This window comes from Clostridium sp. DL1XJH146 (genome assembly GCF_054819755.1).
The window spans coordinates 109,958-123,189 of the sequence record NZ_JBTVVN010000008.1; the positions used below are offsets into that span (position 1 = coordinate 109,958).

The window sequence follows — 13,232 nt, forward strand, 5'->3', positions numbered from 1 at the left end:
TATGAGTAGTTTTTTATCATCAGGAGGTAATATTTTGCTTTCTTTGAAAAATAAGACTAATGGTACTATAGTAGTTTCTAATGTAGTTGAGGCTAATACTTTTTTTAAAAGATTAAAAGGCTTAATGTTTACAAAAGAACTATCACCTCAGACTGCAATGTATATTCATCCATGTAATGGAGTGCATACATATTTTATGAACTACGCTATTGACGTTTTATATCTTGATATTAATAATCAGATCATCTCTATTGATAAAAATATGAAACCCTACAAACTAGGAAAACCCCACCAAAATGCAGTGGCTGTAATAGAACTATCTAATGGAATGATTGAAAAAAGTCAGTTAAGAATAGGACAAGTATTAGAACTTATTTAAAAAGGAGGTCTACCTATGTTAATGAAAATGAAAAATTTATTTGTAGACGAACATGGTCAAGGTATGACAGAGTACGGACTAGTTTTAGGAATAGTAGCAATCGGAATAATAGCTGTTCTTGTACTTTTAAGAACTCAAATTAGTGCATTAATACAAAGTATTATTGACAATTTAAGTAGCGAAACACCTGCAGCACCAGCACCTTAAAAAGAACAATGATTTTAAACCACTAATAAATTAATACCACAAAACCCATTTAACCAACCATAGTTATCTAATAATAACCAATCAATACCACTATTGATTCAAAAACAAACATTAAGCTACCCACACAAAAGGCCTTCCACTAAATGGACGGCCTTTTGTGTAAAAGAGGTGAAGAAAATGATTTTAGATATAATATTAATTTCAGTTTTAATTGTATGTCTCATTACAGATTTAAAATATCAAAAAATTTATAATAAAATAATCTATCCCACTCTTTTGGCTGTAATAGTAATTCATATAACCTCAAACGGTTTCAGTGGATTTAAATCATCCATATTAGGTTTTATAGTGGGTTTAAGTATACTCTTAACACCATATTTCTTAGGTGGCATAGGGGCAGGCGATGTAAAATTATTAGCGCTAATCGGTGCTATAAAAGGAAGTGTATTTGTTCTAAATACAGCCTTATATATGGCACTAATCGGCGGTATAATTGCCCTTGTGATTATTGTATATAAAAAAGAACTAAAGAACTTCTTTAAAACAATTGTAACTTGGATATTTTCTTTATTTAATGGAATTAAATATAAAATCGATCAACCTTCTTCATCCTTAACACAAAAGTATCCTTATGGTATTGCTATTGTTGGTGGAGCTCTAATTTGTTTATTCTTTAAAGGAGCATGGATAATATGAAAGTAAAAAAAGGCCAATCAATGGTAGAGATTGCAATAGTACTCCCTATTCTTTTACTTCTATTATGTGCAATTATTGATTTTGGAAGAATTCTTTATGCATCTATGCATTTAAATTTAGTAACACAAGAAGCTGTAAGAATGAGTTCTCTAGGTTCTAGTGATAATGAAATAGATAATTATATAAATACTAATGTTGATCTTCCTGATAAAGATACAATCGTTGTAAATATATCACCAAATGATTTGACAAGAAACCCTGGAGATTATGTTACTTTGAAAATAACCTATGAAGTTAACTATATAACCCCAATTATTAGTAACTTTATTCCATCTCCCTTTGAAGTCAGTACTCAATCCACTATGAGAGTGGAATGAATGTAAATATAAATATAAATGCACAATGCACAATGCACAATGCACAATGCACAATTATGGATGATTTTCTCCCTTTGGTCGAAAATCTTTTAATCAATTAATTAATTAAATTATAGATTTTGCGTTGCAAAATCATCCTTAAACTGTGAACTGTGAACTGTGAACTATGCACTGTTCCCCGTTAACCGTTAAATAAAAGCAGGTGAGATATTATGCTATTTAAAAAAAGAAACCTTGTAGAAGAAGAATCCGGAAGCGTGGTAGTCATTTTTTCACTTTTCTTAGTAATACTTATGGGCATAGCTGGTTCTGTAATTGACGTTGGTATTTTATACAATACTAAAAGCCATTTAAGAAAAACAGCCCAGGCAGCAGTTTTATCAGGTGCTCAAGAACTACCAAATAGCAATTCTTCCGTTAATTATGTTGTAAACCAAATACTATTAGCTCATGGTGAAGAAAATAGTATTAAAAATTTATCAATAGATACAACTACAAATTATAAACTTTCATTAACACTAGAAAAAGAAGTTCCTATGTATTTTCTAAAACTTTTTAATATGGATAGCCAAAAAGTTCAAGTTACTTCCTCTGCCGAATTAGCTCCTATGAGTTCAGGTCGTGGCGCCGTACCCCTAGGTATAAATAAAAATATTCCTCTAGAGTATTTCAAAGAATATACTCTAAAAGTAGATTCTGGTGATTCCGAGTATGGAAACTTTGGTATTTTAGCTCTTTCAGGACCTGGTGCAAAATTATATGAACAGGATCTTATGTATGGTTATGACGGTGAACTAACTATAGGAGATATTATAAATACTGAAACCGGAAACATTGAAGGCAAAACAATCAATGCTATTGATTTTAGATTAAACTCCTGTAATCATCCAATTGATGATTACACCGAAAGAGATTGTTCAAGAATTATATTAGTTTTAGTTTATGAACCCTATAAATTTAGTGGAAGTCAACTAGACCAAGTTAAAATAACTGGTTTTGCTTATTTCTATTTAAAAGAACCCGTTGATACACATGATTCGTCAATAGTAGGTTATTTTATTAAAAGAGTAGGAACTGGATATGGAGATAAAACATTACAAACCACCGGTGCATATACCGTAAAATTAACAGAGTAGGTGAAACTATGAAATTAAGACATATTCTTATATTGGCATTACTTATGGCATTAACAACTACTTTTCTTTTCAGTAGATATTTAAAAACCCTTGATGCAAAATACACTAAAGAAGAAAACACTGTACAAATCATTGTTCCAAACATTAATATTAATCAAAATCAAAAAATCACATCAGAAATGCTAGAAACAAAAGAACTTAACTCAGAATCAGTACATCCAGAAGCCATAAGAAATGCTGAAGATATACTAGGCACCTATGCTGCTATAGATATAAAACAAGGTGAAATCCTGTTTTCTGATCGTTTTATTAATCAATTGACTGTGGATGATTTTGTTACAAATAAAATAAAAGATGGCTATAGAGCCTTATCTTTAGAATTTAATTTTGTTGAGTCTGTTTCAAATTTAATTGAACCTGAAGATTATGTTGATGTCATTTTCAGCGAAATAGTTGAAGACACTATTACTTCCAAAGAAACAGTAATAACTACAACCTTACTGCAAAATGTTAGAATTTTAGCTGTAGGTAAACGACTTTCTAAGAAAGATACTAGTGATATTATCTTAAATAGTAATAATGAATCTTCTACGGTAAATACTAATAATGAAGTTGAATATGTATCTGTCACATTAGAATTAACTTCTGAAGATGTGGTAACTCTTGTAGGAGCAAATGAAAAAGGAAATCTAACACTTTCATTAAAAAGTAAAATATTCCCCAATAAATAAACATTCAAATCAAAGATGGTGAAGCCTATGAATATAAATACCAATAAATATGGTTCAGATAATATATCAAAAGGTGAACTAATTGTTTTTGTAGCCGCCAAAGGTGGAGTAGGAAAAACAGTTATTTCCGTTAATACAGCTGTGACCATTGCCCAAAAGGGTTATTCAACCTGTATACTAGATGCCGACTTTCAGTTTGGCGATGTAAATGTGGCACTAAATATACAGCCTAAACTCACAATAAGTGATATGCTTCAAGATATAGATTCACTAGATAATAATATGCTTTCAAATTATCTTCAAAAACACGAAAGTGGACTAAAAATTCTATCTGCACCTTTAAAACCTGAATATGCAGAATTAATCACACCAGAAATAATTGCCTCAATATGTAACAAAATATTGGAACAAAATAAATTCTTAGTAGCAGACTTAGGGACTGGTCTTACAGAACATAATATCAGCTTCATAGAAAAAGCTGATAAAGTTTTTTTGATTACAGACTTAGAAATGACAACCCTAAAAAACACAAAAATAATGCTTAAAACTCTTAAAACCTTAGATTTAGACGATAAAATTAAAGTTATTGTCAATAGAGGCGATATGGAAAGTGTTATTAAATTTAGAGATGTAAAAGATATACTATCATTAAATAATTTAATATATATATCAAACAATTTCAAAGTTGTATCTAAATCTTTGAACATAGGTATTCCTTTTATACTTAATAAACCTAAAGAAAAAATCACAAAAGAAATTAACGATTTAGCAAATGAAATCCTAGAATATAAAAAATCAAATAAACGTACTAGAAGAAAAAAGAAAAGTTTTTCTCTCTTCCCTAAAAAAGATAAAGGAACTAGGAGGTAAAATATGGGCCTCATCGAAAGAATCAACACAAAGAAAAATACTAGTAGTGATAATACAACGAATACCTTAACAGGAGATAAAATAACATTAAATAAAAAAGAACAAAAACATAATGTTACCAATAAATATGAAACTAAAAATAACCCCTTACAAAAAATTGTTTATAATACAACAACAAGAAATAAAACACCTAAAGACCAAGAACTTAAAAACAGAATTCAAAAAACTATAATGACTCAATTCAAAGATGAAGATGTAGAAAAAATAGCTCCTAAAATAGACTTAATATCTCTTGAACTTATAAAAAAAGATGGAGAATACTTCAGTGGTGTTGACAGAAAAGGCATTGTAGAAGAAATAATTAATGATTTAACCGGATATGGACCAATAACTCCTTTGCTTAATGATGAAGATGTAAGTGAAGTTATGGTAAACGGCCCTTATAACGTCTACGTTGAAAGAAAAGGCAAAGTAGTTTTTACAGATATACAATTCAAAGATAACCAGCATGTTATGCATATAATTGAAAAAATAGTTTCTCCTTTAGGAAGAAGAATAGATGAAAGTAGTCCTATGGTTGATGCAAGACTCCCTGATGGCTCTAGAGTTAATGCCATAATCCCTCCCCTTGCACTCAATGGCCCTACTATAACCATCCGAAAATTTTCTAAAGACCCTTTTACAATTGAAAATCTAATAAATTTTGGAACATTAACTAAAGATATGGCTATCTTCATTGATGCATGTGTTAAAGCAAAATTAAATATTTTTATTAGTGGAGGGACAGGCTCTGGTAAAACAACAACTCTAAATGTTCTTTCTTCCTTCATTCCAAATGATGAAAGAATAGTTACTATAGAAGATGCCGCAGAACTACAGCTTACTCAAGATCATGTTATTTCATTAGAATCAAGACCTGCTAACATAGAAGGTAAAGGTGCTATAACTATAAGAGATTTAGTTAAAAACTCCTTAAGAATGAGGCCAGAGCGAATTGTTATAGGTGAAGTCCGTGGTGGCGAAGCCCTAGATATGCTTCAAGCTATGAATACTGGTCATGATGGTTCCCTTGCAACAGGTCACTCAAATAGTCCTAGAGATATGATTGCTCGTCTTGAAACTATGGTATTAATGGCTGGTATGGATCTTCCTGTTAGAGCTATACGTCAGCAAATAGCTGGTGCTATTGATTTAATAATTCAACAATCAAGACTTAGCGATGGAACAAGAAGAATTGTAAGCATAACAGAAGTACAAGGCCTTGAAGGTGATATTGTTGTACTACAAGATATTTTTACTTTTAAACAGCAAGGAAAAGATCAAAACGGAAAAGTTATTGGTAATATGATTTCAACAGGAATCCGACCTAAATTTTATGATAGAATTATTTCTTCAGGTTTAGAAATTCCTGATTCTATATTTAATCTAGAGGAGTGGTAGCTATTAAAACTCTAATTTTGGTATTTTTATTTTTGTTTTGCTTTCTATCTATATTATCAATCTTCTACTCACTTATAGTTTCTAGTAGAAGAGTAAAAAAAAGAATAAATTATTACCTTAATTCTGAAAAAACTAAAAATATAGAAGTACACAGTACGAAGACTAAAAAGAATAAATTAACTGTTTTTAAAGTAAAAAATTTGAATAAATATATAGGAAAAAACCTACCAAATTCAAATCACGATGAAATCGATAAATTGTTAATAAGTGCCGGCTTAGATATCGATGCTGAAGATTATTTAATGTCCAAATGGGTACTAGCCGCTATTCTAGGTGGTATTCTATTCTTCATTTTAAATAATTTCATATTTTTATTTATCGGTGGAATCGCTGGATATTTTCTACCAAATATATGGGTAAAAAGAAAAACAAAGGCTCGAACTGATAAATTCAACAGTGAACTACCAAATATGATAAATATAATAATCGGATCTTTAAAATCTGGCTATAGTTTCCCTCAAGCATTAAAAACTGTTGTAGAAGAATGTGACTCACCAATAAAAGAAGAAATTGGTATACTCATGAAGGAAATGAGTTACGGTGTAACTATGGATGAAGCTTTAAATAATCTAAACAAAAGAATGCCCTCTGATGACCTTGAATTATTAATACAAGCAATATTAATTCAAAGACAAGTAGGTGGAAATCTCGCCGGTATTCTTGAAATAATAGTAAACACTATTAGAGAAAGAATAAGAATTCAAAGACAAGTTCATACGCTAACCTCTCAAGGAAGACTTTCTGGAAGAGTAATAGGTAGTTTACCAATCCTACTTGGGTTTGCAATATACTTAATAAATCCAGAATATATTGAACTTTTATTCACAAGTGCAATAGGAATTATTCTCATTTGTATAAGTGCTTTCTCTGCAATTATTGGATTCATTTTAATTAATAAACTAACAAAAATCGAGGTGTAGACTATGTTAGTAATTTCATTTTTATTGACAACGGTATTATTTTCACTCCTTATCGTTTTAAAACTTTTCGAATCAAAAACAATTGCAAGAAAAAGAATAAAGATTTTTATCAATACAGAAAAATTAATTTATCAAAAAAATGAAGAAGAAAAAAAAGGTAAACCAAATTATAAAAAAAATTTGCTTTCACTAAGAGATAAATACAACACCTATTTTGGCAAAAAAATCTCTTCAAATAAAGAACAACTTTTAGATAAAAAACTCACTCAAGCAGGCAATCCTTTTGATATGACTGCTGTAGATTTTCAGATGATAAAAATTATTGTAAAAATATTTTTGCCTATAATATTTGCTTTTTACGGAAAATTATTAAGCTTAAGTTTTTCAGGTGTTTTGGTTATATATATGATTGGACTAGCAATATCCTTTATTCTTCCTAATTACTATATCAATCAGAAAATCAAGAAACGATATAAACAAGCTCTTAGAGAGCTACCTGATTTTTTAGATATATTAACTGTCTGCCTTGAAGCCGGACTAGGTTTTGATTCAGCTCTAAATAAAGTAATATCTAAGAAAACCGGTATACTTTCTACAGAATTTCATATTTGTCTTGAAGAAATTCGTTTAGGTAAAACAAGAAAAGAATCCTTAACAGGAGTTAAAGAACGTCTAGAATTCGAAGAACTAAAATCATTGATTAATAGTATACTTCAAGCTGAAAAACTAGGTGTTAGCTTTGTTAAAATATTTAGACTCCGCTCACAGGAAGAAAGAGAAAAAAGAAAACAAAGAGCTGAAGAAGAAGCCATGAAAGCTCCTATAAAAATATTGTTTCCTCTAGTTCTATTCATATTTCCAAGTATATTCATAGTATTATTAGGACCTGCATTAATTCAGCTAATAAATGAATTTGGTAACTAAGCATACTTATTAAACAATATTTATTCTGTTTTACTTTACCTAAATAGAATAATAATGTTAAAATAGAATTAAAAAGCAGCTAGGAGGTCACTATGAACTCAGATAAAAAAATATTATACGGTGAAGTTGTATCCTATACATCCGCTAAAAATTACGAGGAAAATCTAGATTATATGACACGCAAAGTCAATGAAATTATGTTTCAAAAAAACCAAGCTAATAATTTAATTAATTTCAATCTATTATCAGTTATGTATGATAATCACATAAACCATGGTAAATTTATGGCTAATGTTTTTTTACTCAATGACTACAAATTATTAGAAAATTCACTAGAATGGGTTATAAGTAGTTATATTTCAAGAGGTTTTTCACGTGAATATTTTAAAGTTGTTTTAGATGTATGGACACAAGTAATTAGTGACACTTTAGACATAGATTCATTTAATGAAATAAACAAAGTTTACCAATGGATAATACATTTTAATAAAGACTTTGAAATTGAAAAGGCATTAGAAAAGAATTTAAATATTGAAGAATTATTCATAAATGATTTAAAAAAAGAAAAAGAAGATTTTTCAAAGTTACTTCTTCAGGCTAATCATATGAAAGCTATTGAACTAATTAAAGATCTAATACATGACAAAGATTCTCTTAAAACTATATATACTGAGGTTATTAAAGAATCAATGTACGATATAGGAAAACTGTGGGAAGTTGGAAAAATTTCTGTTGCACAGGAGCATTTAGCCACTTCTATCGTTTCAAGAATTATAGCCTCTATCTATATGGATTATTTAATATTAGCTGAGAACATAAAAGGAAAAGCTTTAATAACCGCTGCTAATAACGAATTTCATGAATTAGGTGCTAGAATGATAGCAGACTTATTGGAGTTAGACGGTTGGGATGTATTTTATCTAGGAGCAAATACTCCAAATGAAGAAGTAATAAATATGCTGCTTACTGAAAAACCTTATTTTTTAGCTATCTCAGTAACAATGGCATTTAATATTAATAATGTAACTGACCTTATCAAACAAATTAAATCTTATGAAGAATTAAGATATTTAAAGATTCTAGTTGGTGGACATGCTTTTTCCTATAATAATGAGTCTTCTGAAAAATTAGGTGCTGATAAAGTATGTACCAATGTTGACGAAACAATTAATATTGTAAATAAGTGGTGGAGGAACACTTCAAATGATGAATATTAATTTGAATTCGGATGTATTAAATTTATTGATAAAATATTCTAACCTACCAATAATTATCTTAGATACTAATGATAATATAATTTTTATAAATGAAGATTTAAAAGAATCCTTAGATATCAACATTAATGACAAAAATACATTTAATTTTAACAATTTATTTTCATTAAACTATTCCAAAGAGTTTAAAATATATGAGTACTCTCCTTCCCCTATATACGAAATTAATGTAACTTCTAAAAATAAACTTGAACTAAAAGGAAAAAAATTCATTTTAGAAAACAGTACAATTATTATCTTCGAAAGTATAAATATAACTGATATGAAAATTATAGAAAAGATAAGTCAGTTAAATATTGAAATGATGGGTTTAACTAGGGAACTAACAAAAAAAAATATTGAACTAAAAAAAGCAAATGAAAAGATAACAAAACTAATAAATACAGATTATCTAACTGGCTTAAGCAACAGAAGAGAATTCTTTGATAGATTAAATCAAGCCATCTCTTTTAAAACAAGAAAAAACTGTGCTGAAATAGGTTTAATAATGGCGGACTTAGATTTCTTTAAAAAAGTAAATGATACCTATGGTCATGATTTTGGGGATAAAGTATTAGTAGCTTTTTCTAATATGCTTAAAAATAATACTAGAAATGAAGATACTGTTGCAAGAATTGGTGGAGAAGAATTTGTAATTCTTTTGTCATGTACAGATAAAAATAGTATTTTAATCATTGGTGAAAAACTCAGAAAAAAATGCGAAGAATTAATAATAAAAGATATGGACAGTACTATAACAGCAAGCTTTGGAGCTACCTATTATGATTCTCAAGATTCAATTGACTCTTTCATGAAAAAAGCTGATGATGCTTTATATGAAGCTAAAAAAACTGGCAGAAATAAAGTTGTATTCCGAGAATGTATTTAAATTATCATCAACAAAGGAGCCTTATAGCTTTATATATATACTCAAATCTATAGGCTCCTTAAATTATATTTTTTTTGGAAAAGATAGTTTATATATTCAATGAATCCATATCTAATTTATTCATTTCTCTTACAGAAGATAACATTGATAATATTGAAACAGCCACAGGAACTATTAAAGCAATTAGAAATGAATCTCCTCTAAAAATTTGAACATATTGTCCTTGTGGTAACCAAATTACAATATTTAATATATAAGTTATTAAACTGGTCAATCCAATCCCGATTGTAAAACCTACAAAACATACAATCAAATTTTCTTTAAACAACTTCCATCTAAGCTTTGCCTTAGAGAATCCAATTGTCCCTAATATGGCAAACTCATTTTTTCTGTTCAAAAATACTATATAGTTCAAATTACTTAAAGATATAATAAGCACCAACAATATTACAATATCTAAAGAAAAATATAAAAAATCAATACCTGAAGCTATCTCATCCATTAATTCTTTAACAGTATTGTAATCTTGAATTACAACATTTTCTTCATCTAAAGCAATAATGTCATCATTTATCTCCATATTACTATTATCATTAAAAAAGTACATCATCCCATAATTTAAAGCATCTTGCCTTTTTAAATCTCCTACATCACAAACAATAGGAACCCATCTATTTCCTTTTGTTATTCCAACTAATTTGTATTCTCTTTCTACTACAACTGATTTACTTGTATCATTATTAATATAATCACCAAGCTTTAAGCCATATTGCTTCACATACTCCTCTGGTAACAATATTTCATCTTTGTTGTTTCTAGGAATAACTCCCTCAACTAATTGTATCTCAAAATATTTTAAAGTTTTTTCTACATCCTCTGAATACATAACCGCAGCCTGTGTTCCAACATTTCCAAACGCAGCATTATAATTAAAACTATTACTATAACCAAGCATTGGTACAACATCTTTTATACTATCATCATTGTATATATAATCTTTTATATTTTCACTTAAAGGATGTTCTATACTATTACTAAATACATAGGTTCCTTTTTCCATAATATTAGTAGATATTTTATTAAAATCATCTATACAGCTATATAATAGTAATCCAAAAATAAATATCAAAAGCACGCTTATTATGGTACTAATAAAGCTAGGAAGAATCTTCTTAATATTACTCTTTATATAAATATAACTTGATAAAGGTCTCATTATACCACCCCTTCAAATTTATCTATAGTAGTTATTTCTCCATCTCTAATGTTAATTATACTGTCTGCTCCCTCTAATATAGATGGGTCATGAGTTACTATAATAACCAAAGCTTTTTTCTTGTATTCATTTAAAAAATTCATTACTTCTCTTGCACTTTCATGATCTAATGCCGCAGTAAGTTCATCTGCAAATACCACCTTTGGGTCATTTATTAAAGCTCTTGCTATAGCAACTCTTTGTCTTTGTCCCCCTGATAATTGATATGGTTTTTTATTTTCAAGATGATCTATTTTTAACTTTTCTAATAAATAAATTGCCTTTTCTTTGTCCTCTTTTTTATCACTATTTATAGGTGTTAATACATTTTCTAAAACTGTCATATAATCTATTAAAAAATGTCTTTGAAAAACAAATCCATATTCTTTTAATCTTAAAGTTGCTGCTTCCTTAGCTGATATTTTACTAAAATCAATTTCTCTGTAGGATATCTCTCCTGATGTAGGTTTTTTCAATCCAGCCATTATATACAATAGTGAACTTTTACCACTACCTGATGGTCCCATTATTCCTATCATTTTATTTTCAGGAAGAGTTAAATTTATATCCTTCAAAGCATAAGTCTGTACTTCTTTTCCTATATCATAAATCAAATTAACCTTTTCTATTTTAAACATTTTATCTCCCCCTAATTTTTTTCAATCATTTTTATTGGATCTAATTTATTTATCATTACATTTATAGGAATTATACTAAACAATATAGTGAATAAAGGTACAAATGAAGACATAATAATCCCTTTCTTTGCATATAAAAATCCATCAATTCCACACTCTGCCCATAAACCTTTTGCTAATAATAAAGATCCTAAAACACCTAATATTAAACCAAATACATATCCCCCTAAGTTAATCAAAACAACTTCTTTGAGAGATTTTATTAATATTTGATCTTTGTTATACCCTAAAGCATTTAGCATCCCTAATTCTTCTCTTCTATTTAAATATTGAGCATACTTTGAACTACCTACGGTAAGTACCATTACTACAATAGACAAAATTGCAATAATATCTATTACTTTAAGGACACCTGAAGTATCATCAAAATATTCTTGAGCAACTTTTTTTGTAACTATAGAAATATCAGCATTAATAAGACTTGTTAAGTATTCATCCATAGCTTCTTTTTTTCCCTCTTCAGGAAATACATAGAACCCACCGCTTAAAGCTGCATCTCTATCACTATAATTCGGAAAACTACTCTCATTAACAGATACTATAGAAGTTAATGCATCGTTTTCTAATAATCCCACTATTTCATACTCACCAGGTAGCTCATCAAATTTATTTATACTATCTCCTACTTTGTCCCCTATTTTCACTTCTCTATTTATAGCTATATCTTTGGTTATAGCTATTTCCATAGAATCCATTTTAGGTAGTCGTCCTTCTACTATAGTAATATTTAGCTTTTCCATTAAGTACTCTCTATCTTCTTCTAAAATAGGTAATACTGTTATGCGGTCACTAACCCCTGGAGCAACATATTTTATCCCCAAATTAGTCCTTATAGGAACAACCTTATCCACATTTTCATTGTTAATAATGTTATTAATCATAGTTATATCAATGGGCTTTTCTCCATAAGGCATAACTTTTACAACTTCATTATAAACATAAACAGATTTCCTAAGTTGAAAAAACATAAGTGTTCTCACAAAAGAGTATAAAATTAATAAAAAAGCAACTGCTATCATTACTGAATTAATTGAAGCAAAAACTTTCTTCTTATTTCTCCTAGTATATAAACGTGGTGATAATACTTTCATATTTTTTAGTCCTTTCTTTTATAATTTTATTCCTTATATATATCATATAAGAAAGAGTAGGTAATAAAAAAGTTACCCTGGTCATATTTTCTTTATGACTAGGGTAATTTTTTTAATGCACAATGCACAATTATCAATGCACAATTAATGATGATTTTGTTCCTTCCGTCACAAAATCTTTAATTAAATAAAATAAAGATTCTCGACCAAAGGGAGAGAATCATCCTCAATTGGTAGAGTAGGTCGGAGGCTCTCGCCTCTTTCCCCTCATCAAACCGTGCATGCGGTTTTTCCGCACACGGCTTT

Annotated in this window: 15 protein-coding genes; 12 read left to right on the plus strand and 3 right to left on the minus strand. The window is 28.9% G+C overall.

Going from position 1 to position 13,232, the window contains the following annotated elements:
* Positions 1-34 precede the first annotated feature (34 nt).
* The 12 genes from ACVHXK_RS06055 to ACVHXK_RS06110 all read left to right on the plus strand — a co-directional run bounded on the left by ACVHXK_RS06055 (position 35) and on the right by ACVHXK_RS06110 (position 9,882).
* Positions 35-379 (plus strand): DUF192 domain-containing protein, encoded by a 345-nt coding sequence (locus tag ACVHXK_RS06055; RefSeq protein ID WP_461205473.1) that lies wholly within the window; start codon positions 35-37, stop codon positions 377-379.
* Positions 380-394: 15 nt separating this feature from the next.
* On the plus strand, positions 395-586 hold the full coding sequence (locus ACVHXK_RS06060; protein WP_461205474.1) for a Flp family type IVb pilin: 192 nt from the start codon (positions 395-397) through the stop codon (positions 584-586).
* A gap of 177 nt (positions 587-763) precedes the next feature.
* Positions 764-1,282, plus strand: coding sequence for an A24 family peptidase (locus ACVHXK_RS06065; RefSeq protein ID WP_461205475.1), 519 nt, complete (start codon positions 764-766; stop codon positions 1,280-1,282).
* The gene (locus ACVHXK_RS06070) at positions 1,279-1,659 is read left to right on the plus strand and encodes a TadE/TadG family type IV pilus assembly protein (RefSeq protein WP_461205476.1); all 381 of its coding nucleotides are present in this window, start codon (positions 1,279-1,281) and stop codon (positions 1,657-1,659) included. Before ACVHXK_RS06065 ends, ACVHXK_RS06070 begins: the two co-directional genes overlap by 4 nt.
* 212 nt (positions 1,660-1,871) lie before the next feature.
* Positions 1,872-2,795, plus strand: a complete 924-nt coding sequence (locus ACVHXK_RS06075; RefSeq protein WP_461205477.1) for a TadE/TadG family type IV pilus assembly protein — start codon at positions 1,872-1,874, stop codon at positions 2,793-2,795.
* Between the two features lie 8 nt (positions 2,796-2,803).
* On the plus strand, positions 2,804-3,526 hold the full coding sequence (cpaB, locus tag ACVHXK_RS06080) for a Flp pilus assembly protein CpaB (RefSeq protein WP_461205478.1): 723 nt from the start codon (positions 2,804-2,806) through the stop codon (positions 3,524-3,526).
* Between the two features lie 27 nt (positions 3,527-3,553).
* The gene (locus tag ACVHXK_RS06085) at positions 3,554-4,396 is read left to right on the plus strand and encodes an AAA family ATPase (protein WP_461205479.1); all 843 of its coding nucleotides are present in this window, start codon (positions 3,554-3,556) and stop codon (positions 4,394-4,396) included.
* 3 nt (positions 4,397-4,399) lie between these two features.
* Positions 4,400-5,836, plus strand: coding sequence for a CpaF family protein (locus tag ACVHXK_RS06090; RefSeq protein ID WP_461205480.1), 1,437 nt, complete (start codon positions 4,400-4,402; stop codon positions 5,834-5,836).
* Entirely contained in the window at positions 5,830-6,816 is a 987-nt protein-coding gene (locus ACVHXK_RS06095; protein ID WP_461205481.1) for a type II secretion system F family protein, read from the plus strand. Before ACVHXK_RS06090 ends, ACVHXK_RS06095 begins: the two co-directional genes overlap by 7 nt.
* A 3-nt stretch (positions 6,817-6,819) precedes the next feature.
* On the plus strand, positions 6,820-7,740 hold the full coding sequence (locus ACVHXK_RS06100) for a type II secretion system F family protein (RefSeq protein ID WP_461205482.1): 921 nt from the start codon (positions 6,820-6,822) through the stop codon (positions 7,738-7,740).
* A gap of 92 nt (positions 7,741-7,832) precedes the next feature.
* Complete coding sequence (locus ACVHXK_RS06105) at positions 7,833-8,957, plus strand: cobalamin B12-binding domain-containing protein (RefSeq protein ID WP_461205483.1); 1,125 nt, start codon at positions 7,833-7,835, stop codon at positions 8,955-8,957.
* Positions 8,944-9,882: a GGDEF domain-containing protein gene (locus ACVHXK_RS06110; protein WP_461205484.1), complete on the plus strand. Its 939-nt coding sequence runs from the start codon at positions 8,944-8,946 to the stop codon at positions 9,880-9,882. Before ACVHXK_RS06105 ends, ACVHXK_RS06110 begins: the two co-directional genes overlap by 14 nt.
* Positions 9,883-9,970: 88 nt before the next feature.
* Here the strand turns inward: ACVHXK_RS06110 and ACVHXK_RS06115 are convergent, their stop codons facing one another.
* Genes ACVHXK_RS06115 through ACVHXK_RS06125 form a run of 3 tightly spaced genes read right to left on the minus strand, consistent with a single transcriptional unit; the run spans position 9,971 to position 12,926 of the window.
* Complete coding sequence (locus ACVHXK_RS06115) at positions 9,971-11,098, minus strand: ABC transporter permease (RefSeq protein ID WP_461205485.1); 1,128 nt, start codon at positions 11,096-11,098, stop codon at positions 9,971-9,973.
* Positions 11,098-11,775 (minus strand): ABC transporter ATP-binding protein, encoded by a 678-nt coding sequence (locus tag ACVHXK_RS06120; protein WP_461205486.1) that lies wholly within the window; start codon positions 11,773-11,775, stop codon positions 11,098-11,100. The genes ACVHXK_RS06115 and ACVHXK_RS06120 overlap by 1 nt, the downstream gene beginning before the upstream one ends.
* A gap of 11 nt (positions 11,776-11,786) precedes the next feature.
* A complete protein-coding gene (locus tag ACVHXK_RS06125; RefSeq protein ID WP_461205487.1) occupies positions 11,787-12,926 on the minus strand; it encodes an FtsX-like permease family protein in 1,140 nt (379 codons plus the stop codon).
* Between the last annotated feature and the right edge of the window lie 306 nt (positions 12,927-13,232).

What these genes read in the sequence shown, in the direction of transcription:
- ACVHXK_RS06100 (WP_461205482.1), top strand. Translation starts at nt 6,820, where the DNA reads ATGTTAGTAATTTCATTTTTATTGACAACGGTATTATTTTCACTCCTT.
- ACVHXK_RS06070 (WP_461205476.1), top strand. Translation starts at nt 1,279, where the DNA reads ATGAAAGTAAAAAAAGGCCAATCAATGGTAGAGATTGCAATAGTACTC.
- ACVHXK_RS06075 (WP_461205477.1), top strand. Translation starts at nt 1,872, where the DNA reads ATGCTATTTAAAAAAAGAAACCTTGTAGAAGAAGAATCCGGAAGCGTG.
- ACVHXK_RS06105 (WP_461205483.1), top strand. Translation starts at nt 7,833, where the DNA reads ATGAACTCAGATAAAAAAATATTATACGGTGAAGTTGTATCCTATACA.
- ACVHXK_RS06065 (WP_461205475.1), top strand. Translation starts at nt 764, where the DNA reads ATGATTTTAGATATAATATTAATTTCAGTTTTAATTGTATGTCTCATT.
- ACVHXK_RS06120 (WP_461205486.1), bottom strand. Translation starts at nt 11,775, where the DNA reads ATGTTTAAAATAGAAAAGGTTAATTTGATTTATGATATAGGAAAAGAA.
- ACVHXK_RS06060 (WP_461205474.1), top strand. Translation starts at nt 395, where the DNA reads ATGTTAATGAAAATGAAAAATTTATTTGTAGACGAACATGGTCAAGGT.
- ACVHXK_RS06085 (WP_461205479.1), top strand. Translation starts at nt 3,554, where the DNA reads ATGAATATAAATACCAATAAATATGGTTCAGATAATATATCAAAAGGT.
- ACVHXK_RS06115 (WP_461205485.1), bottom strand. Translation starts at nt 11,098, where the DNA reads ATGAGACCTTTATCAAGTTATATTTATATAAAGAGTAATATTAAGAAG.
- ACVHXK_RS06125 (WP_461205487.1), bottom strand. Translation starts at nt 12,926, where the DNA reads ATGAAAGTATTATCACCACGTTTATATACTAGGAGAAATAAGAAGAAA.
- ACVHXK_RS06110 (WP_461205484.1), top strand. Translation starts at nt 8,944, where the DNA reads ATGATGAATATTAATTTGAATTCGGATGTATTAAATTTATTGATAAAA.
- ACVHXK_RS06090 (WP_461205480.1), top strand. Translation starts at nt 4,400, where the DNA reads ATGGGCCTCATCGAAAGAATCAACACAAAGAAAAATACTAGTAGTGAT.
- cpaB (WP_461205478.1), top strand. Translation starts at nt 2,804, where the DNA reads ATGAAATTAAGACATATTCTTATATTGGCATTACTTATGGCATTAACA.